This is a genomic window from Janthinobacterium sp. SUN026, from assembly GCF_030397625.1.
Taxonomy (GTDB): domain Bacteria; phylum Pseudomonadota; class Gammaproteobacteria; order Burkholderiales; family Burkholderiaceae_D; genus Janthinobacterium; species Janthinobacterium kumbetense.
In genome coordinates this window covers 62,509-87,611 of sequence record NZ_JAPQNU010000002.1, presented here as the reverse complement: position 1 = coordinate 87,611, position 25,103 = coordinate 62,509, and the positions used below count along the sequence as shown (strand labels likewise).

Sequence of the window (25,103 nt, the reverse complement as noted above, 5' to 3'; positions counted from 1 at the left end):
CATGAAAGATCTGTACGTTTACTATCAGGTAAAAGAAGAGCACGCCCAGGCGCTGGAAGCGCGGGTCCGCGCCCTGCAAGGCAAGCTGGCGGCCGCTTCCGGCGTGGCGCCGCAACTGAAGCGCCGTCCGGAAGCCAAGGACGGCTTGCAGACGTGGATGGAAATCTACCCCGTCGTCGGCGAAGGCTTTACGGAACTGCTGGCCAGCGTGGCCGAGGAAGCGGGCTTGCTGTCCCTGACGGCTGGCGCGCGGCATACGGAAGTGTTCATGGATTTGCCCCCATGTGCCTGATCGTTTTTGCCTGGAAAGTCAATCCGCACATCCCGCTGATTGCCGCCGCCAACCGCGACGAATTCTATGAACGCGCCAGTGCCCCCGCCGGCGCCTGGCCCGAGCACCCGCAAGTGTATGCGGGCCGCGACTTGCAGGCGGGCGGCAGCTGGATGGGCATCACCCAGGCCGGCAGCGGCAGCTCGCGCTTTGCCGCCATCACGAATATCCGCAGCCCGCAAGACCGCAACCCGGACGCCCCCTCGCGCGGCGCCCTGGTGGCAGACTACCTGGCCGGCGACATGTCGCCACAGGACTACATCGCACAGATCCGCCCCGGCTGCACAGCCTACAACGGTTTCAACCTGGTGCTGGGCGACGCGGATACCCTGATCTGGTTTTCCAACCGGGGCGACGGCGATGCGCGCAATGGCCAGCCCTTGGAACCGGGCATCTACGGCCTGTCGAACGCCCTGCTCGACGCGCCGTGGCCGAAGGTGCTGAAAACCAAGGCCCAGTTCGCCAGCCTGCTGTGCCAGGGCGCGCCCGACGAAGCGTATTTCGACATGCTGGCCGACACCACGCGCGCGCCCGACTTCCGCTTGCCGGACACGGGCGTGCCGCTCGACCTCGAGCGCGTGCTGTCCGCCGTCTGCATCGAAACGCCGGGCTACGGCACGCGCACGTCCACCGTCGTGAAACTGTTCCCGGACTCTCCCGGCGAATTGCACGAGCTGGTGATCCAGTAATTGCTGCGGGGCCGGCACCGTCCGGTTCCGCCCTGTTTCCCCCATCCATTCTCTCCCGCGCGGCTTGTTTGCCTTGCAAAATATCGTTCGCGCAAAAAAAGAAAGCGCTTGCGCAAGCGCTTTCTTTTGTTTACGATAGCTTCAATCGCGGCGACACAGCCGTACCCAATCGCAGTACACAATAATAAAAAAACTCAGGAGACACCATGGCCACCATGGAAGATGTAGCGCGGGCGGCGGACGTATCGCTGTCCACCGTCTCTCACGTAGTCAACGGCACCCGCAAGGTCAGCCCGAAAACCGTCGCCGCCGTCAACGCAGCCATGCAGCAGATCGGCTATGTGCCGAACATGCTGGCGCGCGCGCTGGCCGGCTCCTCGTCGGGCACCATCGGCGTGGCCATTTCCGCCTTCACCAATCATTACTTCAGCGAAACCGTGCGCGCCATCGAGGCGGCTTGCACGCGCCATGGCTTGATGATGCTGTTTTCCGATACGCATGACGACCCCGAACAGGAGTTGAAAGTGGTGCAGAACTTGCACCAGCGCCGCGTCGACGGCATCGTGCTGGCGCCGTCCGGCGATCCGCACAACCGCGCCCTCGACTATTTAAATAGCAACAAGATCGCTTCCGTGCTGGTCGACCGCATGTCGCCGCAACCGTTCGACCAGGTGGGCGTGGAAAACACACACGCCACGGCCGAGCTGGTCAGCCACCTGATCACGGTCCACGGCCACCGCCGCATCGGCTTCATCGCGGGCGCGCCCGGCCTGTCCACGACGGACGAGCGCATCGACGGCTACCGGCTGGCCTTGCAGCGCGCCGATATCGCCTTTGATGGGGACTTGCTGCGCTCGGGCGACTCCAACCTGGAGCGCAGCGGCGCGGCCACGCGCGAACTGTTGGCCTTGCCATCGAACAAGCGCCCCACGGCCATCGTCGCCGGCAATAACCTGATGACCATCGGCACCATGCACGCCTTGCGCGACGCGCACATTGCGGTACCTCAAGACGTCGCGCTGGCCGGCTTCGATGATTTCGACTGGGCCGATTATTTCAGCCCCCGCCTGACCGTGATGGCGCAGCCGCTCGAAGAGCTGGGCGCCATGGCCGTCGACCTGTTGATCGACCGCATCGCCAATCCGGGCCGCGCCCAGCACGTGCAGCGCCTGTCGCCAACCTTGCGCGTACGCAACTCCTGCGGCTGCCCCTGACCTTTACATATAGACACACCATGCATCCAGCGATTTCCCTCGGTATCGACCTCGGTACCTCCGAACTGAAAACCGTGCTGATGGACAGCGCAGGCAGCGTGCGCGGCCAGGCGTCCGTGCGCATCGACACCAGCCGCCCGCATGCAGGCTGGTCCGAACAAGCGCCGCAAGACTGGTGGGCCGCCTGCGTCCAGGCGCTGGCCCAGCTGCGCGCCGGCTGGCCGCAGGACTATGCACAGATCGCCTGCATCGGCCTGTCGGGCCAGATGCACGGCGCCGTACTCCTCGACCTTGATGACAACGTCATCCGTCCCGCCATCCTGTGGAACGATGCGCGCGCCGAAGCCGAAGCCGCAACCCTGGCGCGCGACTATCCCGCGTATGCGGACGTGACGGGCAGCCTGCCCATGGCGGGCTTGACGGCACCGAAACTGCTGTGGCTGCAAACGCACGAGCCTGACGCCTTCGCCGCCATCGCCTGCCTGCTGTCGCCAAAGGACTATCTGCGCCTGCAATTGACGGGGATCAAACTCACGGACATGTCCGACGCGGCCGGCACCCTGTGGCTGGACGAGGCCCGACGCGCCTGGTTCGCACCCATGCTGGCCGCCTGCGGCCTGACGCCGGAGCAGATGCCGGCCCTGGCTGAAGGCGACGCCGCCACCGCTACCGTGCTGGCGTCCATCGCCGACCAGCTGGGCTTGCAGGCGGATGTGGTGGTGGCGGGCGGCGGCGGCGACAACCCTGTCTCGGCCGTGGGCATCGGCGCCGTCAACGGCGGCGACAGTTTTATCTCGCTGGGCACCAGCGCCGCCATCGTGTCCGTGACCGAAGCACCGCTGGGCAACCCGGCCGGCGGCGTGCACAGCTTTTGCCACGCCCTGCCCGGCCGCTGGTATGCGATGGGCGCGATATTGTCCGGCGCCAGCTGTTTGCGCTGGGCCACCGGCGTGCTGGGCCAGCCCGACGAAGCTGCCCTGCTGGCGCTGGTGGAAGCGGGCTTGCCGCTCGACGCCCCCGTCGCCCCTTCCGCGCCCCTGTTCCTGCCGTATCTGTCGGGCGAGCGCACGCCGCATAACGACCCGCAAGTGCGCGGCGCCTTTTTGCAACTGGGCCACGACAGCACGCCGGCGCAGCTCGGTTACGCCGTGCTCGAAGGCGTGGCCTTCGCCTTGCGCGACGCCATGGCGGCCGTCACGTCGACAGGCGCCGTCGTTCCCCACTGCATGCTGGTGGGCGGCGGCGCGCGCAGCCAGTACTGGGCGCAATTGCTGGCCAATGTGCTGGGACGCGAAATGCGCACCCTGCACAACAGCGAACTGTCGGCCAGCCTGGGCGCGGCCAAGCTGGGCTTTGCCGCCATCGGCCAGCGCCAGCTGCTGTCCACCGGCTTGCCCATCAAAAACACTTTCCTGCCCGATGCCGCGCACAGCGCAGCCTTGAGCATCCGCTACGGCCGCTACCGTAGCCTGTTTCCCGCCGTGCAAGCCTTGCACCAACTCAGTGATAAGGAATAGTAATGAATCAGCTGCAACAATTGAAGCAACACAGCACCGTCGTCGCCGACACGGGCGACTTCCTGCAACTGGCGCGCTTCGCGCCGCAAGACGCGACCACCAACCCGTCGCTGATCTTGAAGGCCGTGCTGCAGCCCGAGTACGCGCCCTTGCTGGAAAGCACGGTCGCCGCGCATCAATCCGCCAGCCTGGACGATATCGTCGATCAGGTGCTGGTGCGCTTCGGCCTGGAAATTTTGAAAGTCGTGCCGGGCCGCGTCTCGACGGAAGTCGATGCCCGTTTGAGCTTTGACCGCGACGCCACCGTCGCCCGCGGTCGCCGCCTGATCGCCCTGTACGAGCAAGCCGGCGTGGCCCGCGAACGCGTGCTGATCAAGGTCGCCGCCACCTGGGAAGGCATCCAGGCCGCGCGCGAGCTGGAAAAAGACGGCATCTTTTGCAACCTGACCCTGCTGTTCGCGTTTTGCCAGGCCGTCGCCTGCGCCGATGCGAACGTGCGCCTGATTTCGCCGTTTGTCGGCCGCATCTACGACTGGCACAAGAAGTCGCAGGGTGCGGCATGGGACGAAGCGGCGCGCAGCTTGTCCAACGATCCAGGCGTGCAATCGGTCACGCGCATCTTCAATTACTACAAGCAACATGGCATCGCCACCCAGGTGATGGGCGCCAGCTTCCGCAACGTGGGCCAGATCACGGCCCTGTCCGGTTGCGACTTGCTGACCATCAGCCCGGATCTGCTGGCCAAGCTGGAAGCGGCGGATGCGCCGTTCGAACGCGCCTTGGGCGGCGACCTGGGCGCGCCGCAACCGGCCGTCACCTACGACGAAGCCGCTTTCCGCTACGCCTTGAACGACGACGCGATGGCGACCGAAAAGCTGGCCGAAGGCATCCGCGGCTTCGCCGTCGATGCGGGCAAGCTGGACGCCATGATCGAGAAATTGCGCACTCGCTAAGTTTTCACCCAGTTTTTACCGTAGCACCGTTTGTTTTTTACAATAAAAACCCTTGGAGATCCTCATGAAAAAAGTCATTACCGCCTCCCTGCTGCTGTCCGCCGCCTGCGGCGCCTTCGCCGCCGACAAACCGCTGAAATCCATCGGCGTGAGCGTGGGCGACCTGGCCAACCCGTTCTTCGTGGCGATTGGCCGCGGCGCGGAAGAAAGCGCGAAAAAACTGGGCGGCCCTGGCGTGAAAGTCACGACTGTTTCCAGCAAGTATGACCTGAACACCCAGGTGGACCAGATCGAGAACTTCATCGCCAACAAGACCGACATCATCATCCTGAACGCCGTCGATTCCAAGGGCATCGCGCCAGCCATCAAGAAAGCGCGCAATGCGGGCGTGGTCGTGATCGCCGTCGACGTGGGCGCCGTGGGCGCGTCGGCCACCGTGATGTCCGACAACACCATGGCGGGCGACGTATCGTGCGCCTACCTGGCCAAACAGATCGGCGGCAAGGGCAATGTGGTGATCCTGAACGGCCCGCCCGTGACGTCCGTGATCGACCGCGTGAATGGCTGCAAGAAGACCCTGGCCGCGTTCAAGGATATCAAGATTCTGTCCGACAACCAGAACGCGGGCGGCAGCCGCGACGGCGGCATGACCGTGATGTCGAACTTGCTGACGGCCCATCCGAAGATCGACGGCGTGTTCGCCATCAACGATCCGACGGGTATCGGCGCCGAACTGGCGATCAAGCAGTCGAAGCGCACGGACGTGAAACTGATCACGGCTGTCGACGGCGCGCCCGATGGCCAGAACGCCCTGAAAAACAAGGCCGGCCTGTTTGCCGCCACCTCGGCGCAAAACCCGTACCGCATGGCCACGGACGCCGTGCAGATGGGCTACGACATCATGAACGGCCGCACGCCGAAACAGACCATGGTGCTGTTGCCGACCCCGGCCATCACCAAGGAGAACGTCGCCACCTACACGGGCTGGGTAAAGAACTGATCTGCCTGACCTGAACCACGTGTTGCCCGCCCCGGCCCCGGCCGGTGGCGGGCGGCAGTTTCACCAGCAAGGATATCCCCATGAGCGACGATATTATTTTTGAAATGCGCGGCATCGAGAAGCGCTTTGGCGCCACGCGCGCGCTGCGCGGCGTGCACCTGACGGTGCGCAGCGGCGAAATCCATGCCGTGATGGGCGAAAACGGCGCCGGCAAGAGTACCCTGATGAAGATTCTGTCGGGCGTGTACACGCCGGACGCGGGCGAAATCATTCTCGACGGCAAGCCGATTCGTATCCGCAACCCGGGCGAGGCCCGCGCGCTGGGCATCAACCTGATCTACCAGGAATTGAGCGTGGCCAAGAACATGACGGTGGCGCAAAACGTCTTCATGGGTAGCGAGCCGCAAGGACCGTTCTGGACCGTCAAGGGCGGCGAAATGCGCGCGCGCACGAACGCCATCCTGGCCGACCTCGGTTCCCGCTTCGACGCGGACACCATGGTGTCCACCCTGTCGATCGCCGAGCAGCAGCAGGTGGAAATTGCCCGCGCCCTCGTGCACGAAAGCCGCATCCTGATCATGGACGAGCCCACTGCCGCCCTGTCCGACCGGGAAACAGAACAATTGTTCCGCATCATCGAAGAACAGCGCGACAAGGGCCTCGCCGTGCTGTACATCAGCCACCGCATGGCCGAAGTGGAGCGCCTGGCGCGCCGCATCACCGTGCTGCGCGATGGCGCCTATGTGGGCGAGCTGGGCAAGGATGAGCTGGATCAAAAGAAAGTCGTGCAAATGATGGTGGGCCGCCCCGCCGACGACTTTTATTCGCACCAGCGGCGCACCACGCGGGGCGCCGAGCGCTTGCGCGTGGAAAACGTGGGCGGCGGCAAGGTCAAGCCCGCCTCGTTTTCCCTGCATGCGGGCGAAGTCACGGGCCTGGCCGGCCTCGTCGGCGCGGGCCGCACGGAATTGGCGCGCCTGATCTTTGGCGCGGACAAGAAACAAACGGGACAAGTGTGGCTCGATGGCCAGGAAGTGCACATCCAGCGCCCGCTGGCGGCCATCCGCCACGGCATCGGCTACCTGCCCGAGGACCGCAAGAGCCTGGGACTGTTCATGCAATTGTCGGCCATGGAAAACATGTCGATGAATATCCTGTCCAAGCATGCGACGGCGGGCGTGGTCAACCGTGGCGCCCTGACGCAGCTCACGCGCGAGGCGATCAGCAACCTGAACGTCAAGGTGTCGGGGCCGGACGGCATCGTCGGCGGATTGTCTGGCGGCAACCAGCAGAAAGTATTGCTGGCGCGCTGGTTGGCCATCGCGCCGAAAGTGCTGATCCTCGACGAACCGACGCGGGGCGTGGACGTGGGCGCGAAGAGCGAAATCTACAAGATCATCCACCAGCTGGCCGATGCGGGCACGGCCGTGCTGTGCATTTCCAGCGAACTGGCCGAGCTGGTCGGCATCTGCGACCGCGTGATGGTGATGTGCGAAGGACGCCTGACGGGCGAAGTGACGGGCGACGACATTACGCAGGAAAACATCCTCGCCTATGCCACGCAGCTGGAAGCGGCATAAAAATAATCATTCAGGAGATTCAACATGACAACGACTACCACCCGCGGCGCCGCGCGCGCCGGCGAACCCTTCAATGCCTCGAACCTGATGCGCCGCCTGGGCATGCTGCCCGTGCTGGTGGTGCTCTACCTGGCCATGTATGGCTTGACCGTGTATTTCTCGGCCGACGGCACGTCCACGTTCATGACCAGCAATAACACCATGAACATCTTCCGCCAGGTGTCGATCAACATCGTGCTGGCGTCCGGCATGACTTTCGTCATTTTGACCAGCGGCATCGACCTGTCCGTCGGCTCCGTGCTGGCCGTCTCGGCCGTGGCAGGCATGCTGATGTCGCTGTCGGCCCAGTTCGCCGGCTTCTCGATTCCCGCCTTCCTCATCGTCGGCCTGCTGCTGGGCGCACTCAATGGCGTGCTGGTGGCCCTCGTCGGCCTGAACCCCTTCGTCGTGACCCTCGGCACCATGACGGCCCTGCGCGGCGCCGCCTACCTGCTGGCGGACGGCACCAGCGTGCTGAACACGGAAATCCCCAGCTTCGAATGGATGGGCAACGGCAGCTTCCTGGCCGTGCCCTGGCTGATCTGGCTGGCGGCGGCCGTTGTCGTACTGACGTGGTTCATCTTGCGCAAGACCACCCTGGGCCTGCATATCTACGCCGTCGGCGGCAATATCCAGGCAGCCCGTTTGACGGGGATCAAGGTCGGTCTCGTCTTGATGTTTGTCTACACGATCAGCGGCCTGTTCGCGGGCCTGGGAGGCGCCATGTCGGCCAGCCGCCTGTATGCGGCCAACGGCAACTGGGGTACCGGTTATGAACTCGATGCCATCGCGGCCGTCGTGCTGGGCGGCACCAGCCTGATGGGCGGCGTGGGTTCCGTCTGGGGCACAGTCATCGGCGCCCTGATCATCGGGGTGATGAACAATGGCTTGACGATCCTGGGCCTGTCCTCGTTCTGGCAGTATGTGGCGAAAGGTGTCGTGATCGTGCTGGCCGTGATTCTGGACAAATGGCGCCAGAGCCACGCGCAAAATTAAGCGTAGCCGCGCGGCGTCCGTATTCGCGGACGTCGTGCGAACCACGCCTGCTTGATTAATCAGGCAAACTGCAGGCGCATTTCGACATGCGCAATCCCCGCCTCTTCGAATACTTCCCCCTGCTGCACGAAACCGTGGCGCGCATAGAATGGCGCGGCTACGGTTTGCGCGTTCAGCACCACCGCCAAGTCTCCCCGTTCGCGGGCTTTGTCCATCAGCAAGGTCAAAATGGCGCCGCCCACGCCCGTGCCGCGGCCCGGCTGGCGCACGGCCATGCGGCCGATGTGGCCGTCAGGCAATAGCCTGCCCGTGCCGATGGCATTGCCGGCATCGTCATAGGCGACGGCGTGCAGGCAGACGGCGTCCATGTCGTCGAGTTCGATCTCGGCCGGCACTTTTTGTTCATCGACGAAAACTTCAAAACGGATGGCGGTGGCGTCAGGGCCCAGGGTGGCCCAGTCGCCGAGGCGGATGGTGTGCTTGGTCATGGTGTAATGTAGAAAGAGACAGGCCGCAATTGTCGCACGACCTGCCTTTCCACAGAGAGATCAGCTGAGCTTGATCAACTGCTTGCCGAAGTTACGGCCTTTCAACAGGCCGATGAAGGCCTCGGGCGCGCTGGCCAGGCCGTCAGCCACGGATTCGCGGAATTTCAGCTTGCCCGTCGCCACCAGCGTGCCCAGTTCACTCAAGCCTTGCGGCCAGAATTCCGGCTGCTCGGAAACGATGAAGCCGCGCACGGTGAGGCGGTTGGTGAGGATCAGGCGCGCATTGTCGAGCGGCGTCGGTTCGCCGTTGTAGCCGGCGATCCAGCCGCACACGGCGATCCGGCCAAACGCGTTGGTGCGCGCCAGGGCCGCATCGAAGATGGCGCCGCCCACGTTTTCAAAGATGGCGTCGATGCCGTCCGGCGTGGCCGCCGCCAGGTCGGACACCAAGCTGCCCGCCTTGTAGTCGACGCAGGCGTCGAAACCCAGTTCATTCACCACATACGCGCACTTGTCCGCGCCGCCGGCGATGCCGACCACGCGACAACCTTTCAATTTCGCCAGCTGCCCCACGACGCTGCCCACGGCGCCGCTGGCCGCCGACACGACGACCGTTTCGCCCGCTTTCGGCGCCATGATCTGGTTCAAGCCATACCACGCCGTCATGCCCGGCATGCCGACGGAACCCAGGTAGGCGGAAGCGGGAATGTGCGTCGTATCGACCTTGCGCAGCATGGTGCCGTCCGACACGGCCACTTCCGTCCAGCCCAAAGTGCCCACGACGGTGTCGCCCACGGCAAACTTCGGATGCTTCGATTCCAGCACCACGCCCACCGTGCCGCCTATCATGGTTTCATCGAGCGCCTGCGGCGCCGCATAGCTTTTATTGGCGCTCATGCGTCCGCGCATATAGGGGTCGAGCGACAGGTACTGGTTGCGCACCAGCAATTCGCCATCCTGGATGGCGGGAATGTCTTTGGTTTCCAGGCGAAAATGTGCCGGCTGCACTTCCTCATTGGAGGCGGGGCGCGAGGCGAGGACGATGCGTTGGTAGGTGGTCATGATGCTCCTGTCAATAAAGTGAGAGAGTTACATGCTGATGAACAAGGTGTCTGCTGCGTAAAGACTAAATCTCATAATCCATACATTGGCGCGCTTCGCGCACGGCGCCGAAGAATGGCTTGATTTTCACGTGCTCGGGGTGGTTCTGGTAAGCGTCGAGCGCCTCGCGGCTGGCAAATTCGCTGTACAGCACGATGTCGTAGGTCGCTTCCAGGCCAGGCTGGGCCACGGCTGCCTCGAATTTCAGGATGCCGGGCACCAGGTCCGAGCAGGAATCGAGCAGGGCTTTCAGTTTCAATGCATTGGTGGCGCGGTCGGCGCCTTCGGCGTGGTCTTTGAGTTTCCAGAAAACGATGTGCTTGATCATGGCGGCAGGCTGCTTGTTTATTAATGAAGCATTACTGTAACCGCTATCGGCGCGTCTTGCAGGAACAGGGCGCGAAATGCAAACGGGCGGCCCTGGAAGCCGCCCGCGGACCAGGTTTACCTATATCACAGCACTTCGAACAGCCCGGCCGCGCCCTGCCCGCCGCCGATGCACATGGTCACCACCACGTATTTGACGCCACGGCGCTTGCCTTCGATCAAGGCGTGGCCCGTCAGGCGGGCGCCCGACACGCCGTACGGGTGGCCGACGGCGATCGCGCCGCCGTTCACGTTCAGGCGGTCCATGGGGATGCCCAGGGTGTCGGCGCAGTACAGCACTTGCACGGCGAACGCTTCATTGAGTTCCCACAGGCCGATGTCGGCTACCGTCAAGCCCGCCTTTTTCAGCAGCTTCGGGATGGCAAACACGGGCCCGATACCCATTTCATCGGGTTCGCAGCCGGCCACGGCGAAGCCGCGGAAGATGCCCAGCGGCTGCAAGCCTTTCGCTTCGGCCACTTTCGCATTCATGACGATGGCCATCGAAGCGCCATCGGAAAACTGGCTGGCGTTGCCGGCGCTGATGACGCCGCCCGGAATGGCCGGGCGGATCTTCGCCACGCCGTCATACGTCGTGTCCGCGCGGATGCCTTCGTCTGCCGAGATCGTCACTTCGCGCGACACCAGCATGCCGCTGGACTTGTCAGCCACGCCCATGACGGTGGTCATCGGCACGATTTCCGCATCGAACAGGCCGGCAGCCAGGGCCGCGGCGGCGCGCTGCTGGCTTTGCGCGCCGTAGGCATCCTGGCGTTCGCGCGAAATCTGGTAGCGCTTGGCCACGGTCTCGGCCGTCTGCAGCATGGGCCAATACACTTCCGGCTTGTGCTGCTGCAGCCAGACGTCGCGGTACATATGCGTATTCATCTCGTTTTGCACACAGGAAATCGATTCCACGCCGCCCGCCGCATAGATATCGCCTTCACCGGCGATGATGCGCTGCGCCGCCAGGGCGATGGCCTGCAAGCCCGAGGAACAAAAACGGTTGACGGTCATGCCGGCCGTCGTGACGGGGCAGCCGCCGCGCAAAGCCACCTGGCGCGCGATGTTGCCGCCCGTGGCGCCTTCGGGAAAGGCGCAGCCGACCAGCACGTCCTCCACTTCCTCCGCCTCGATGCGCGCGCGCTCGACGGCAGCCGCCAGCACATGGCCGCCCAGGGTGGCGCCATGCGTCATGTTGAACGCGCCCTTCCAGGACTTGGCCAGGCCCGTGCGGGCGGTCGATACGATGACGGCTTCATTCATGCTGTGTCTCCTTGTGGGAATGTTATATGGTCGGGTGATAGATCTGCGGAATCAGAATAGCACATTTAAGTACGGTCGTTCGCAAAGTTGAAATGAATGGCAATTTGTAAGCTTGCTGTAAGTTTCAAGCAAGCATGACGTAAGGTTCGGAGAACACACTCGCCTCCAAGCTGTTGCAAGAATGGTCAAAAAGACCTCGGCACCAGTTCACTATAAAACATAGGGAGACAAACCATGGCATCACCATCCGGCTCTGCCGACGTACGGAAAATTTCCACCAAAGGAACGCCGATTACGCCAGAGGAACGCAAGGTCATCTTTGCATCCTCCTTGGGCACCGTCTTTGAATGGTACGATTTTTACCTGTACGGTTCGCTGGCATCGATCATCGCCAAGCAATTCTTCATCGGCGACCCCACCACCACCTTCATCTTCGCGCTGCTGGCCTTTGCCGCCGGCTTCATCGTGCGTCCGTTCGGCGCGCTGGTCTTCGGCCGCCTGGGCGACATGATCGGCCGCAAGTACACCTTCCTGATCACCATTCTGATCATGGGCGGCTCCACCTTCATCGTCGGCTTGCTGCCGGGCCATGCGTCCATCGGCATCGCCGCACCGATCATCCTCGTCATCCTGCGCATCCTGCAAGGCCTGGCGCTGGGCGGCGAATACGGCGGCGCAGCCACCTACGTGGCCGAGCATGCGCCTGAAGGCAAGCGCGGCGCGTTCACGGCGTGGATACAGACGACGGCAACCCTGGGCTTCTTCCTGTCGCTGATGGTCATCCTGGGCACCCGCCTGGCAACCGGCGAGAAGGATTTCGAAGCGTGGGGCTGGCGCATTCCCTTCCTCGTCTCCGTCATCCTGCTGGGTATTTCCGTGTGGATCCGCCTGGCCATGAATGAATCGCCGGCGTTTGCCAAGATGAAGGCCGAGGGCAAGACCTCGAAAGCCCCGCTGACGGAAGCGTTCGGCAAGTGGAAAAACCTGAAGATCGTCATCCTGGCCCTGATCGGCCTGACCGCCGGCCAGGCTGTCGTGTGGTACACGGGCCAGTTCTACGCCCTGTTCTTCATGATCCAGACCCTGAAGGTGGACCTGGCAACGGCCAACGTGCTCGTCGCCGTCGCCCTGCTGCTGGCCACGCCGTTCTTCCTGTTCTTCGGCAGCCTGTCCGACCGCATCGGCCGCAAGTACATCATCCTCGGCGGCTGCCTGATCGCCGCAGCCACCTACTTCCCGATCTTCAACGGCCTGACCCACTTCGCCAACCCGCAGCTGGAAGCGGCACTGAAGAACTCGCCAGTGGTCGTCGTGGCCGATCCGGCTTCCTGCCACTTCCAGTTCAACATGACGGGTACGAAGAAGTTCCCATCGTCGTGCGACATCGCCACGGGCTTCCTGTCGAACAGCTCGGTGAACTACACGAAGGAAGACGCGCCGGCCGGCAGCATCGCCAAGGTGCGCATCGGTACGAAGGAATTTAGCTCGTTCAACGCCGTCATGACGGCCGACGGCCTGAACTTCGATGCGGACAGCAAGGCCCACGAAGCGGCGCTGAAGAAAGAATTGGGCGCCGGCATCAAGGAAGCGGGCTACCCTGCGAAAGCGGATCCGGACCAGATCAACAAGCCGATGGTCGTCCTGCTGCTCTTCATCCTGGTGCTGTACGTGACCATGGTGTATGGCCCGATCGCCGCCATGCTGGTGGAAATGTTCCCGACGCGCATACGTTACACCTCGATGTCCCTGCCCTACCATATCGGTAACGGCTGGTTCGGCGGCCTGCTGCCGACCACGGCCTTCGCGCTGGTGGCCTTCAAGGGCGACATTTATTATGGCCTGTGGTATCCGATCGTCGTCGCCCTGGCGACTGTCGTGATCGGCACCCTGTTCGTCAAGGAAACCAAGGACAACAATATCTACGCCGACGATTAAATGGATGCCAGCCCCGGCCGCAAGACCGGGGTCCGCAAAGCAAAACGCCGCTGACTGGTCAGCGGCGTTTTTTTATGTGGCGTCTATGGCGGCAGGCTTACTTGTCGTTTTTCTTTTTCAGCTGGTCGCGCTGCTGCACGTATTCCTGGTAGCTGGTCTGGTTGCGCTTGCGGCAGGCGTTGCGGTCGTCAAAATTATTGAGGCTGTTGCAATACTCGCCGATCTTGTCCCGGTTTGCGTCATACAGTACTTCACAGCCAGTAATGGCCAGCAAGAAGGGAATGATCAGATATTTCATTGCTACTCTCATGGATAGGGACGGGATTGCGCGAAAAACACCAGATTGCCCACTGGATAAGCGGGCAGCTTTATCTTAACGCGATCCTGGCGAAAAGTACAAGCGCTCGGTATTACTTATTAGAAAGGATTACCTGCGCGCGCCCCACTGCATGCTATGGTGGAAGTTTCTCCCACCGGACTCGTCCCCAGGCATGCCGACCATTCCTCCCGCCCCCTGCGGCCCGCTGCAGCACCATTTCGACGCCTTGCTGCAAGACGTCTGCGCCAGCCTGGCTGCGCACGCCGGCAACTTGCTGGACGGCATCTACCTGTATGGCAGCATCGCCCGCGGCGATGCCACGCCGGGCGTGTCCGACCTCGACCTGACCCTGGTGCTGCGCCAGCCGCCCACGCCGCCGCAACTGGAAACGCTGGAAGCGCTGCGCCTGGCCCTGCAGTCACGCCACCGGGAAGTACTGAAAATCGATTTCGATATCGGCCACCGGGCCCAGGTGCTGGCGCCGGAGCACCTGTACAGCTGGGGCTACTGGCTCAAGCACCAGTGCCGCTGCCTGTGGGGCGAGGACCTGGCGCCGCACTTTGCGCCGTTCGCACCCTCGCGCGCCATCGCCCTGGCCGTGAATGGCGACTTTGCCCGCGTGCTGGACGATTATGCGCGGCGCCTCGATGACGAGCGCGACCCTGCCGCCATCGCCCGCCTGCAGCGCGAAGCGTCGCGCAAGCTGATCCGTTCCTGCAACCTGCTGCGCCAGGATGGCGATCCCGGCTGGCCCGCCAGCCTGGACGAGCATGTCGCGCTGTTGCTGCGCCGCTATCCCGCCATGCAGGCGCAGGCGGCCTATTTTCTTGCCCAGGCCAGGCCCGGCGCCGCGCCGGCCAGCGGCTTTGCGCCGGCGCTGCGCCGATTCACGCAGTGGCTGGTGCAGCAACAGGCGGGCTAGACGCCGGCCTCGTCGTTCAACAGCGGATTGCCGGCCGCAAACGCCGCCAGGTGTTCGAGCAGCACGCGCACGCGGGCCGGCAGGTAGCGCCGCTGCGTCCACACGGCGTACACGTGGCGCGGCTGCGGCATCCAGTCGGGCAGCACGCGCACCAGGCTGCCGCTGGCCACTTCGTCGCGGCATTGCAGAAGCGGACACAGCAGGATGCCGATGCCCGCGTCGGCCATCTCCACGGCCAGGCGCATCTCGTTCACGCGCAGGCGCGCCTGCGGTTCGATCACCATTTCGGCGCCGTCGCCGGGCCGCCGCAAGCGCCAGGTGCGCAGCGGTTCGGCCACGATCAGCTCATGCTTTTCCAGCTCCTGCAAGTCGCGCGGCACGCCGGCGCGCGCCAGGTAGCCGGGCGCGGCCACCATCACCAGCGCGGCGCTGCCCAGGCGGCGCTGCATCAGCGAGGAGTCGTCGAGCGAGCCCACGCGGATGGCCAGGTCGGCGCCGCTGCCCACCAGGTCTTGCAGCAGGTTCGACAGTTCCAGCTCCAGGCGGATGTCCGGATACTTCTGCATGAAGCTGACCCAGGCCGGCGTCAGCAAGCCGCTGGCGAAGTTGACGGGCGCCAGCACGCGGATGCTGCCCGAGACGGCCGACAGGCTGGCATCGAGTTGCTGCGTGGCTTGCCGCAGGGCATGGACCAGGGGACGGCACTGCTCGTAGTATTGCCAGCCTTCCGCCGTCGGCTGCAAGCGGCGCGCGCTGCGGTTGAGCAAGCGGTAACCGAGCTGGCTTTCCAGCTTTTGCAGCCGGCGCGTGACGGTCGCGGCGGGCAAGTCTTCCTTGACGGCCGCCGCATGCAGGCTGCCCGCCTCGACAATGGAAACAAACAGGGCTAAATCATCGAGCATGATTGCATTTTCGGAATTTGAAATTAAAAATATGGCCCTAGTATAGATTGCTGCAAGTTGTTACGCTGCCCTTTCCTTACCATTTTGAAAGTGTCCCATGTCCGAAGCCCTGCGTTTGCGTTGCGTATTTGCTTTCCTGATGTCGCTGGTCATGACCCTGCTGATGAGCGCCTGGGTCACCTGGCTCAATATCGGCCTGCAGGCGGACTTCCTGCCCCGCTGGCGCCACGCGTTCTTCGCCGCCTGGCCCGTGGCCTTCTGCGCCGTGATGCTGTTCGCGCCCCGCGTGCAAGTCATCAGCCGCAATATCGTCACCCGGCTGGCGCGCCCGGCGCCGACCTGCCCCGCCTGCGCGGCCGATGGGCCATGTGCGTGCGTCCGCCGACCTTAACCAGCAGTCGGCCACCGGCAGTATCACTCGGTCACTCCCGCCCACGGCCGCCCTGATCCGGGCTATGCTATGGCCGTCCTTGTTTTTACTGCGGAGTGACCATGCTCGACCACGTTTCCCTCACCGTCAGCGACCTGGAACGCGCCGAGCGCTTCTACGACGCCATCTTCGCCGCACTCGGCGTGCCCAAGGTGGGCAGCGACCATGCCAATGCGTGGATAGGCTATGGCGAGCGCAGCGATGCCGAACACCCCGAACGCAGCTATTTTTCCGTCCGCCTGGGCCCCGCGCCCGACGACGCGCCGCGCCGCCATTGCTGCTTCAAGGCCCCCTCGCGCGCGGCCGTGGAAGCGTTCTGGCACGCGGGACTGGCGCAGGGCGGCATCGACCTGGGCGCGCCCGGCTTGCGCCACTATCACGCCAGCTATTACGCGGCCTTTTTGTTCGATCCGGACGGCAACCGCATCGAAGCCGTCTGCCACCGCGCCGACGCCGGCTGACAGGACGGGAAATCCGTCTCTGTTCGGCATTTCCACTTCGTGACGATTTGCCTATAATGGCTGGCACGCCATACCGGTCCCCGGTCCCTGCACCAAGAAGGAGATTCATGCATCATCTATTCGTCGGCCGCCCCGCGCGCACCATGCTCCTCTCCAGCGCAGGCTTGCTGCTGGCAGGCTGTTTTTCCGGCTGCTCCCTGTTGCCATCGACCCCGGTCATGCCCGGCGTGCCGGCTACCGCCGCCCTGCCCGACGCCAGCATCGCCTACACCGTGAGCGGCCAGGGCGGCGTGCCCGTCGTGTTCCAGTCGGGCATGGGCGACGGCAAGGATGTGTGGGCCAAGGTGGCGCCCGAAGTGGCCAAGCAGCACCGCGTGCTCGTGTACGACCGTCCCGGCTACGGCGACAGCAAGAAAACCACCACGCCGCGCGACCCGTGCACCATCGCCGCCCAGCAGCGCGCCCTGCTGGCGCAAGCGGGCCTGAAACCGCCGTATGTGCTGGTCGGCCATGGCTTGGGCGGGCTGTACCAGTATGTGTATGCGAAGCTGTACCCGCAGGACGTGGCCGGCCTGGTCTTGCTCGATCCCACGCATCCGCAGCAATGGAACCGCCTGCAGACGGACGCATCCACCTACGCCATGCTCGTCAAGACGCGGCGCAAGCTGATGTTCAACAGTACGGAATCGGCCGAATTTGATGCCCAGACGCAATGTCTGCAGCACGTCGACATGGGCAGCCCGCTGCGCGTGCCCGCCATGCTGCTGGTGCGCGACAAGTTCGGCATCGAGGAAATGGGCTCGTTTGAAAACGTGGTGCGGGCCCAGGAAAAGGATTGGCAGCGCCTGTCCGGCGCGCCAGCCATCGAGCGCATCACGGGCGCCGGCTACTACATCCAGAAGGACAACCCCGTCATCGTCAACGAGGCGGTCAAGATGGTAGCGAAGAAGAAATAAAAAAAGGGCAGAGAAATCTGCCCTTTGTCATTCAACAACCCAACATCAACTATTGAAGCCCTTGCCTTCGCCCGCCAGCTTCACCAGCAGGGGCGCCGGCGTCCACGCTTCGCCGTGGCGGCCTTTCGCATAGCCGGCGATGGTGTCGAGCACGTTCGGCAAGCCGACCGTGTCCGCGTAGAACATCGGGCCGCCGCGGAACAGCGGGAAGCCGTAGCCCGTCAGATACACCATGTCGATGTCCGAGGCGCGCAGGGCGATGCCCTCTTCCAGGATGCGCGCGCCCTCATTGACGAGCGCATACACGAGCCGTTCGACGATTTCCTGGTCGCTGATCTTGCGCCGCGCCACGCCGATGTCGGCGGAGTGCTGGACTATCATGGCGTTGACCTGTTCCGAGGCGTACGCCTTGCGGTCGCCCGGCTTGTAGTCGTACCAGCCGGCGCCCGTCTTCTGGCCATAGCGCCCCAGTTCGCACAGCAGGTCGGCCGTCTTCGAGTAGCTCACTTCCGGTTTTTCCACATAGCGGCGCTTGCGGATGGCCCAGCCGATGTCGTTGCCGGCCAGGTCGCCCATGCGGAACGGACCCATGGCAAAGCCGAATTTCTCGACGGCCTTGTCGACCTGCTCCGGCAGGCAGCCTTCTTCCAGCAGGAAACCGGCTTGGCGGCTGTATTGCTCGATCATGCGGTTGCCGATGAAACCGTCGCACACGCCGGAAACGACGCCCGTCTTTTTCAGCTTTTTCGACAGCGCCAGCGCCGTGGCCAGCACATCCTTGCCCGTTTCATTGCCACGGACGATTTCCAGCAGTTTCATGACGTTCGCCGGGCTGAAGAAATGCGTGCCGACCACGTCCTGCGGGCGCTGGGTGAACGCGGCGATCTTGTCCAGGTCCAGGGTCGAGGTGTTCGAGGCGAGGATGGCGCCCGGCTTCATGACGGCGTCCAGCTGCCTGAACACGGTTTCCTTCACGCCCAGCTCTTCGAAGACGGCTTCGATGACGATGTCCGCCTGCGCGATGTCCGCATACGCCAACGTGCCGGAAACGAGCGCGATGCGCTGCTCGGCCTTGTCCTGCGTCAATTTACCCTTCTTGACCGTGTTTTCATAATTCTTGCGGATGGTGGCCAGGCCCTTGTCCAGCGCTTCCTGCTTCGTTTCCAGCAAGGTCACGGGGATGCCCGCGTTGGCGAAATTCATGGCGATGCCGCCGCCCATGGTGCCGGCGCCGACAATCGCCGCGCTGGCGATGGCGCGCACGGGCGTCTCGGCCGGCACGTCGGGCACCTTGCTGGCGATCCTCTCGGCAAAGAAGGCGTGGCGCAGGGCTTTCGATTCCGGCGACTGCACCAGCTGCATGAACAGTTCGCGCTCGTACTTCAAGCCCTCGTCGAACTTCATCGTCACGGCGGCCGCCACGGCATCGACGCATTTCAGCGGTGCGGGGAACGGGCCGGACATGGCTTTCACGGTATTGCGCGAAAATTGCAGGAACGCTTCGTGGTTCGGGTAATCGACCTTGCGCTCGCGCACTTTCGGCAGCGGGCGCACGTCGCCCACTTTCGTGGCGAAGGCCACGGCGGCGGCCAGCAAGTCCGCGCCGGGCGCGATGACTTCGTCGAACAGGGCCGTGCCGGCCAGTTTTTCGGATGCCACGGGCGTGCCCGAGACGATCATGTTCAGGGCCATTTCCAGGCCCAGCACGCGCGGCAGGCGCTGCGTGCCGCCCGCGCCCGGCAAGATGCCAAGTTTGACTTCAGGCAAGGCCATCTGCGCGCCAGGCGCGGCCACGCGGTAATTGCAGCCCAGCGCCAGCTCCAGGCCACCGCCCATGCAGACGCTGTGGATGGCTGCCACCACGGGCTTGGTCGATTGCTCGACGACGTTGATCAGGGTGTGCAGCGTTGGTTCCGTGAGCGCCTTGGGCGAATTGAATTCCTTGATATCGGCGCCGCCCGAAAAAGCCTTGCCGGCGCCCGTGATGACGATGGCTTTGACGGCGTCGTCCGCCAGCGCCTGGCGGATGCCGGCCACGGCGGCCGTGCGCGTCGCCAGGCCCAGGCCGTTGACGGGCGGGTTGGCCAGGGTAATGACGGCAACGGCGCCGTTCACTTGATATTCAGCACTCATGTCTCTTCCTTGTTGGTCTATAGGTTTTTGCTTGGCGATGAGGTGGTTGCAAGGGATGAAGCTGCACTATACCGCATAAAAGAACGCTCGTATTATTTTTGTCGTGCGCGCGCCGGCGCCAGCATGGTACGCCATGGTACAACATCATTTGCGGAAAGATTCTGCTGCATGCAGCAAGGTCCAGTAGAAGCTATCACTTGGATATTCATTTAAATAATAAAAGCACAATAATAATAACGCCGTTTTATTATGCAAGGAAATGCGTTTGTTATATGCCGACATGGGCCAATTACGACAGTTTTTACATTATTTATTCCCGCCCCTTGTTTTTCGCCAGATGCTGGGGAATAATAAAATTGTTGATACAAATCAATACTCTACAATTTATCTACAATAAGGCATACCGCAGGAAAAACACTGGCGGCCGTTCTGCGCGCACATTCTCACCGATTATCACCAGATGTCGACCGCGGCAATAACATTGCTGCCTTTTATGGATAGCAGTAAAAGTAATAGCAGCGGCATTATCGTTCCCATTCCTCTTCTCACCCCGAAGGAAATACTATGGACGCAGCCAGCCATGTCAGCCACTCCCAGGATCTGGACTTACAAGCGATAAATACTGCATTGAACCGTGTCCAGGCCGTGATCGAATTCGAACTCGACGGCACCATCCTGCATGCGAACGACAATTTCCTGCGCGTCGTCGGCTATACCCTGGCGGAAGTACAAGGCAAGCACCATGCCATCTTCTGCGACCCCGAGTATGTCAAGACGGATGAATACAGCAACTTCTGGGCCAAGCTGGGACGTGGCGAGTTCGACCATGGCGAATACAAGCGCCGCGCCAAGGATGGGCGCGAAGTGTGGATCAACGCATCCTACAACCCCATCCTCGACGCGGACGGCAAACCGTATAAAGTCATCAAGTTTGCCACCGACATCACGGCCACCAAGCGCCGCAACGCCGATTACGAAGGCAAGATCGACGCCATCAGCAAGGCCCAGGCCGTGATCGAATTCCGGCTCGACGGCACCATCCTCGACGCCAACGACAATTTCCTCAAGTCCGTCGGCTACACGCTCGACGAGATCAAGGGCAAGCATCACCGCATGTTTTGCCTGCCCGACTACGCCAACAGCGACGACTATGCGCAGTTCTGGCACAAGCTGGGGCAAGGCCAGTTCGACGCGGGCGAATACAAGCGCCTCACCAAGGACGGCCGCGAAATCTGGCTCAACGCCTCGTACAACCCCATTTTCGATACGGAAGGCCGGCCCTTCAAGGTGGTCAAGTTCGCCAGCGACGTCACGGCCCTGAAAAAGCGCAACGCCGAGTACGAAGGCAAGGTCAGCGCCATCGGCAAGGCGCAGGCCGTGATCGAATTCGACATGCAGGGCAATGTGCTGGATGCGAACGACAATTTCCTCGCCGTCATGGACTATGACTTGAGCGATATCAAGGGCGAGCACCACCGCATGTTTTGCGAGCCCGAGTATGCGAGCAGCGCCGAGTACAAGAAATTCTGGCAAAAGCTCAACCGCGGCGAATTCGACGCGGGCCGCTACAAGCGCCTGGGCAACCATGGCAAGGTGGTGTGGATACAGGCCACCTACAACCCCATCCTGGACCTGAACGGCAAGCCGTATAAGGTGGTCAAGTTCGCCATCGACATCAGCGAACAGGTGAACCTGGAAAACAGCATCCAGTCCAAGGCCGCCAACGACAGCCGCAAGGTCAATGCCTTGCTCGAGTCGGTGGCGCGCGCGGCGCAAGGCGACCTGACCTGCAATATCGTGCCCGAGGGAGACGAGCCGATCGACCTGCTGGCCGGCGGCATCAGCAAGATGATCATCGACTTGCGCGGCGTGATCGGCAACGTGGTGTCGGCGGCGAACGGCTTTGCAGACGCCTCGCACGCGATCGCCGAACGGGCCACGGGCGTGGCCGTGGGCACGCAGGCGCTGGGCGCCACGGTGGAAGAAATGAACGCCTCCATCGACGGCCTGACATTTTCCATCAATTCCATCGCGGAAAACACCTCGAACGCCGATTACCTGGCGAAAGCCACGCAGCAGGAAGCGGAAGCGGGCGCGCGCGCCGTCGCCAAGTCGATCGAAGCGATGGACTTGATCAACCGCTCGTCGGAAGACATCGGCGAAATCGTCAAGGTGATCAGCGAAATCGCCAACCAGACCAACATGCTGGCCTTCAATGCGGCCATCGAGGCGGCGCGCGCGGGCGAGCACGGCCTGGGCTTTTCCGTCGTCGCCGACGAGGTGCGCAAGCTGGCCGAGCGCTCCTCGCAGGCGACCAAGGAAATTTCCAAGCTGATCAACGAATCCGTCAAGCGCGTCTCGACGGGCAGCGAAATCTCCCGCCAGGCCAGCGACGCCTTCGACAAGATCGTCTCGGGCGTGGCGAAGACCACCCTGGCCATCTCGGATATCTCGAAGGCGGCCAACGAGCAGCTGCTGACGGCGCGCGAAGTGTCCACGGCGATCCAGTACATTGCCGAGGAAACGGAAAAGTCGGCTGCCAACTGCGACAGCATCGCCCGCTCGACGGATGGCTTGAACGAGCGCGCGGGCAGCCTGAACCAGACTGTCTCCGGCTTCGTGGTGTAGGCCATGAGCCACGCGGCCACCTTGACGCCCGAGGTGCTGACGACCCTGATCGCGCTGGTGCGCCAGCATACGGGCATCGCCATGACAGCGCGCAAGAGCGTCTTGCTGGAACGGCGCTTGCAGCCACGGCTGCAGGCGCTGTCCCTGCACAGCTACCAGGCGTACCTGGACCGCGTGGCCAGCGACCGCGACGAGGTGGCCCATTTCATCGACCTGGTGACCACCAACGACACCCTGTTCTTCCGCACGCCGTCCATCTGGGATTACTTCCGCGACCGCTACCTGCCCGCCTGGGCCCGCGCGCATCCGGGCGGCTGCCTCGCCATCTGGTCGGCGGCCGCCGCCAGCGGCGAAGAACTGTATTCGATCGCCATGCTGTGCGAGCAATTCAAGCAGCAGGCGCCCGCCTTCCGCTACCAGATCCTGGCCAGCGACATTTCGCAGCAGATCCTGGGCGCGGCGCGGGCCGGTCAGTACAGCGGCCGCTCCGTCGAGCGCATCCGCCTGTCGCATCCGGACTTGCTGCGCAAATATTTCACGCCCGCGCCGTATGGCGTCAAGGTCAACGAGGAATTGCGCCAGCACGTCAGCTTTGCCCAGCATAATTTGCTGGAAGCGCTGCGCCCGGCCCAGCGCTTCGACCTGGTCTTCCTGCGCAATGTGCTCATTTATTTCGACGCCGAGCACCAGGAAACCGTGCTGCGCCAGGCGCGCCTGAGCCTGAAGGACGAGGGCCGGCTGATCCTGGGCGAGTCGGAAACCATCGCCCGCCTCGGCACCGGCTATCAATTCGAGTTTCCCATGATTTATAAGGCGGGTACCGCATGAGCATCATCATCGAGCATAAGCTGCCGCTGCAACATGTTGGCATGGGGCAACTCAGCGTGGGCACGCAGGGCGAGCAGCTGCAAGCCTTGCTCGGCTCCTGCATCGGCATCGGCTTCATCTGGAAGAATGGCCCGTGCTGCGGCCTGGCCCACTGCCTGCTGCCGGAAGCGCCCGGTACCGCCGGCGCCCCTGGCGCTCCGAATGCACGCTATGTGAGCCAGGCCGTGCCCTCGCTGCTGCGCCTGATGGGCGTGCGCCAGGCCGATTACGCCGATATCGAAGTGGTGCTGGCGGGCGGCGCCAGCATGTTTGGCCCGCGCAACGGGCGCTTGCAAGTGGGCCGGCAAAACGCGGAAGCGGCGCAAAAATACCTGGACCAGTGCGGCTTGCACGTCAGTTTTTGCGCGCTGGGCGGCCGCCACGGGCGCCAGTTGCTGATCGATTGCGCCCGGCACAGCTATGCCGTCACCGATGTGGTGGCGCAACCCGAATTGATTCCACGCAAGGAAGGCGCATATGGATATGCATGAAGCAACGGGCTTGCAAGCGCAGGGCGCCAGCGACACGGCCACCGAACTGTTCGGCTCCTTCCACCTGGGCGACGATGAATTCGCCCTGCCCGCCAGCTGCATCCGCGAGGTCGTCAATTACCCCGCGAAAGTCACCGCCCTGCCCCTGTCGCCCGCCTACCTGGAAGGCATGTTCACCTTGCGCGGCAGCGTCATTCCGGTGGTCAACCTGGGCCGCTTGTTCCGCGCCGACGCGCCGCGCGCCGTGGCCACGGACAAGATCGCCATCCTCGACTTCCAGCAGGTGCTGATCGGCATCGTCTTCCAGGATACGGGCGAAATCCTGCGCGTGCCCGCCAGCGCCCGCAGCGCCCTGCACTATGCGGCCGGCGACAGCCACGCCGTCATCGCCGGCACGATCCTGCAGGACGGCGGCGCGCGCCTGCTGCAGGTACTCGACCCGCACGCCCTGCTGCGCATCGAAAACGTGCCCCACGTGCTGGCCCTGCAAGCGACGGGCGCCAGGCTGAGCACGTCCCGCTACCACGCGCAAAGCGAACGCCGGCAGTGCGTCAGCTTCCATGCGGCGGGCGCCACGTTTGCCTTCGAAATGCTGGCCATCCAGGAAATCATCCGGGTGCCGGAACTGCACAGTTCCCTGCTGAACAGCGAACTGTGCCTGGGACGCATGCATTTTCGCGGCAGCCAGGTGGCCGTCGTCGATTTCGGCGCCCTGCTGCAGGCGGGCGAACCGGGCAAGGCAGCCACCGGCGACCAGCGCATCATCGTCGTGCGCCTGGAGGACACGACCGTGGGCTTCCTCGTCGACTCCGTCGACAGCATCGTGCATTTCTTTGGCGACGAAGTGCTGCCGATTCCCCTGCTGAGCAAGGCGCGCGCCGCCATGTTTGCCGGCTGCATCACAAAAGAAGGCCTGGGCGATATCATTTTCCTGGACCACAAGGAAATCCTGTCGCAGGCGGAGATCGTCGAAATGCGCGACGGCCACGCGCGCCTGTACCCCAGCGACCCGGAAACGGCCACCGCCGCCACGCGCAAGGCGCAGCGCCGCGTCTACATCACGTTTACGGTGGAAACCCGCTTCGCCGTGGAAATCGGACAAGTACGCGAAATCATCGATTTCAGCGGCGCCATCACCACGCCGCCGGGCATGCCTGCCTGCATGCGCGGCATGCTGAATTTACGCCAGCAAATGATCAGCATCATCGACTTGCGCCAGCTGTACGCGATGCCGGCCTTGCCGGACGCCAGCGCGGGCAAGATTCTGATCGTGGAACGGGGTGACGAGCGCTACGGTTTTCTCGTCGACCATGTCGATAACATCATGACGATATCCGACAGCCAGCGCTTTGCGGCACCGCAAATCATCCGCACGGGAGAGCATGACGACTTGCGCAGCGAAATGGATGAAATGATCGATATCGGCACGGATGCGCAGCGCCAGACCCTGTCCGTCTTCCAGTGCGATCATTTGCTGGAAAAGCTGGGGTCGGCGCTGCCGCAGGCGGCCTAGGCTGCT

24 protein-coding genes are annotated in these 25,103 nt (G+C 63.3%); 17 read left to right on the top strand and 7 right to left on the bottom strand.

Annotated features, from left to right (window positions below):
* Nucleotide 1: 1 nt before the first annotated feature.
* The 8 genes from OX459_RS10145 (at nucleotide 2) to OX459_RS10110 (ending at nucleotide 8,319) form a co-directional block, all read left to right on the top strand.
* Nucleotides 2–292, top strand: coding sequence for a DUF4936 family protein (locus OX459_RS10145; RefSeq protein WP_289897836.1), 291 nt, complete (start codon nucleotides 2–4; stop codon nucleotides 290–292).
* On the top strand, nucleotides 283–1,020 hold the full coding sequence (locus OX459_RS10140) for an NRDE family protein (RefSeq protein ID WP_070253757.1): 738 nt from the start codon (nucleotides 283–285) through the stop codon (nucleotides 1,018–1,020). Before OX459_RS10145 ends, OX459_RS10140 begins: the two co-directional genes overlap by 10 nt.
* 206 nt (nucleotides 1,021–1,226) lie before the next feature.
* Entirely contained in the window at nucleotides 1,227–2,234 is a 1,008-nt protein-coding gene (locus OX459_RS10135; RefSeq protein ID WP_289904897.1) for a LacI family DNA-binding transcriptional regulator, read from the top strand.
* A gap of 32 nt (nucleotides 2,235–2,266) precedes the next feature.
* Nucleotides 2,267–3,751 (top strand): xylulokinase, encoded by a 1,485-nt coding sequence (gene xylB, locus OX459_RS10130; RefSeq protein ID WP_354669663.1) that lies wholly within the window; start codon nucleotides 2,267–2,269, stop codon nucleotides 3,749–3,751.
* 2 nt (nucleotides 3,752–3,753) lie between these two features.
* A complete protein-coding gene (gene tal, locus OX459_RS10125) occupies nucleotides 3,754–4,704 on the top strand; it encodes a transaldolase (protein ID WP_289904895.1) in 951 nt (316 codons plus the stop codon).
* A 64-nt stretch (nucleotides 4,705–4,768) separates the two neighbouring features.
* A complete protein-coding gene (locus tag OX459_RS10120) occupies nucleotides 4,769–5,704 on the top strand; it encodes an ABC transporter substrate-binding protein (protein WP_077404737.1) in 936 nt (311 codons plus the stop codon).
* An 80-nt stretch (nucleotides 5,705–5,784) separates the two neighbouring features.
* Nucleotides 5,785–7,284, top strand: coding sequence for a sugar ABC transporter ATP-binding protein (locus OX459_RS10115; RefSeq protein WP_289904894.1), 1,500 nt, complete (start codon nucleotides 5,785–5,787; stop codon nucleotides 7,282–7,284).
* Between the two features lie 24 nt (nucleotides 7,285–7,308).
* The gene (locus OX459_RS10110; RefSeq protein ID WP_099667894.1) at nucleotides 7,309–8,319 is read left to right on the top strand and encodes a ribose ABC transporter permease; all 1,011 of its coding nucleotides are present in this window, start codon (nucleotides 7,309–7,311) and stop codon (nucleotides 8,317–8,319) included.
* Between the two features lie 59 nt (nucleotides 8,320–8,378).
* Here OX459_RS10110 and OX459_RS10105 read toward each other — a convergent pair whose 3' ends face one another.
* The 4 genes from OX459_RS10105 to OX459_RS10090 all read right to left on the bottom strand — a co-directional run bounded on the left by OX459_RS10105 (nucleotide 8,379) and on the right by OX459_RS10090 (nucleotide 11,540).
* Nucleotides 8,379–8,807 (bottom strand): GNAT family N-acetyltransferase, encoded by a 429-nt coding sequence (locus OX459_RS10105; RefSeq protein WP_289904893.1) that lies wholly within the window; start codon nucleotides 8,805–8,807, stop codon nucleotides 8,379–8,381.
* Nucleotides 8,808–8,867: 60 nt separating this feature from the next.
* Nucleotides 8,868–9,872 carry an NADP-dependent oxidoreductase gene (locus OX459_RS10100; protein WP_289905578.1) on the bottom strand — a complete coding sequence of 335 codons (1,005 nt, stop codon included), beginning with the start codon at nucleotides 9,870–9,872 and terminating at the stop codon, nucleotides 8,868–8,870.
* Between the two features lie 61 nt (nucleotides 9,873–9,933).
* Nucleotides 9,934–10,236 carry a Dabb family protein gene (locus OX459_RS10095; protein ID WP_289897829.1) on the bottom strand — a complete coding sequence of 101 codons (303 nt, stop codon included), beginning with the start codon at nucleotides 10,234–10,236 and terminating at the stop codon, nucleotides 9,934–9,936.
* 125 nt (nucleotides 10,237–10,361) lie between these two features.
* Nucleotides 10,362–11,540: an acetyl-CoA C-acyltransferase gene (locus OX459_RS10090; protein ID WP_289904892.1), complete on the bottom strand. Its 1,179-nt coding sequence runs from the start codon at nucleotides 11,538–11,540 to the stop codon at nucleotides 10,362–10,364.
* A gap of 234 nt (nucleotides 11,541–11,774) precedes the next feature.
* Here OX459_RS10090 and OX459_RS10085 point away from each other — a divergent pair, with 234 nt between their 5' ends.
* Nucleotides 11,775–13,475: an MFS transporter gene (locus tag OX459_RS10085; protein ID WP_289904891.1), complete on the top strand. Its 1,701-nt coding sequence runs from the start codon at nucleotides 11,775–11,777 to the stop codon at nucleotides 13,473–13,475.
* A gap of 97 nt (nucleotides 13,476–13,572) precedes the next feature.
* Here OX459_RS10085 and OX459_RS10080 read toward each other — a convergent pair whose 3' ends face one another.
* Nucleotides 13,573–13,773 (bottom strand): hypothetical protein, encoded by a 201-nt coding sequence (locus OX459_RS10080; RefSeq protein WP_077404762.1) that lies wholly within the window; start codon nucleotides 13,771–13,773, stop codon nucleotides 13,573–13,575.
* Nucleotides 13,774–13,966: 193 nt separating this feature from the next.
* Between OX459_RS10080 and OX459_RS10075 the strand changes: the two genes are divergently transcribed.
* Nucleotides 13,967–14,716 carry a nucleotidyltransferase domain-containing protein gene (locus OX459_RS10075; RefSeq protein WP_289904890.1) on the top strand — a complete coding sequence of 250 codons (750 nt, stop codon included), beginning with the start codon at nucleotides 13,967–13,969 and terminating at the stop codon, nucleotides 14,714–14,716.
* On the opposite strand, the gene OX459_RS10070 is transcribed toward OX459_RS10075, so the two are convergent.
* Nucleotides 14,713–15,618 (bottom strand): LysR family transcriptional regulator, encoded by a 906-nt coding sequence (locus OX459_RS10070; RefSeq protein ID WP_251348622.1) that lies wholly within the window; start codon nucleotides 15,616–15,618, stop codon nucleotides 14,713–14,715. The two genes, OX459_RS10075 and OX459_RS10070, sit on opposite strands and share 4 nt — an antisense overlap.
* Nucleotides 15,619–15,715: 97 nt before the next feature.
* Between OX459_RS10070 and OX459_RS10065 the strand changes: the two genes are divergently transcribed.
* The 3 genes from OX459_RS10065 (at nucleotide 15,716) to OX459_RS10055 (ending at nucleotide 17,465) form a co-directional block, all read left to right on the top strand.
* Nucleotides 15,716–16,009, top strand: a complete 294-nt coding sequence (locus OX459_RS10065; protein WP_289904889.1) for a DUF2798 domain-containing protein — start codon at nucleotides 15,716–15,718, stop codon at nucleotides 16,007–16,009.
* 101 nt (nucleotides 16,010–16,110) lie between these two features.
* Nucleotides 16,111–16,509 carry a VOC family protein gene (locus OX459_RS10060; protein WP_289904888.1) on the top strand — a complete coding sequence of 133 codons (399 nt, stop codon included), beginning with the start codon at nucleotides 16,111–16,113 and terminating at the stop codon, nucleotides 16,507–16,509.
* A 107-nt stretch (nucleotides 16,510–16,616) separates the two neighbouring features.
* Nucleotides 16,617–17,465 (top strand): alpha/beta hydrolase, encoded by an 849-nt coding sequence (locus tag OX459_RS10055; protein ID WP_289897824.1) that lies wholly within the window; start codon nucleotides 16,617–16,619, stop codon nucleotides 17,463–17,465.
* A 45-nt stretch (nucleotides 17,466–17,510) separates the two neighbouring features.
* Here the strand turns inward: OX459_RS10055 and OX459_RS10050 are convergent, their stop codons facing one another.
* Nucleotides 17,511–19,598: a 3-hydroxyacyl-CoA dehydrogenase NAD-binding domain-containing protein gene (locus OX459_RS10050; RefSeq protein WP_289904887.1), complete on the bottom strand. Its 2,088-nt coding sequence runs from the start codon at nucleotides 19,596–19,598 to the stop codon at nucleotides 17,511–17,513.
* Between the two features lie 627 nt (nucleotides 19,599–20,225).
* On the opposite strand from OX459_RS10050, the gene OX459_RS10045 reads away from it, so the two are divergent.
* From OX459_RS10045 to OX459_RS10030, 4 genes are read left to right on the top strand one after another with little or no spacing between them, the layout of a single operon-like run.
* Nucleotides 20,226–22,226, top strand: coding sequence for a PAS domain-containing methyl-accepting chemotaxis protein (locus tag OX459_RS10045; RefSeq protein WP_289904886.1), 2,001 nt, complete (start codon nucleotides 20,226–20,228; stop codon nucleotides 22,224–22,226).
* 3 nt (nucleotides 22,227–22,229) lie between these two features.
* Entirely contained in the window at nucleotides 22,230–23,054 is an 825-nt protein-coding gene (locus OX459_RS10040; RefSeq protein WP_289904885.1) for a protein-glutamate O-methyltransferase CheR, read from the top strand.
* The gene (locus OX459_RS10035; RefSeq protein ID WP_289904884.1) at nucleotides 23,051–23,584 is read left to right on the top strand and encodes a chemotaxis protein CheD; all 534 of its coding nucleotides are present in this window, start codon (nucleotides 23,051–23,053) and stop codon (nucleotides 23,582–23,584) included. The genes OX459_RS10040 and OX459_RS10035 overlap by 4 nt, the downstream gene beginning before the upstream one ends.
* Nucleotides 23,571–25,097 (top strand): chemotaxis protein CheW, encoded by a 1,527-nt coding sequence (locus OX459_RS10030; RefSeq protein WP_257219017.1) that lies wholly within the window; start codon nucleotides 23,571–23,573, stop codon nucleotides 25,095–25,097. Before OX459_RS10035 ends, OX459_RS10030 begins: the two co-directional genes overlap by 14 nt.
* Nucleotides 25,098–25,103: the final 6 nt, after the last annotated feature.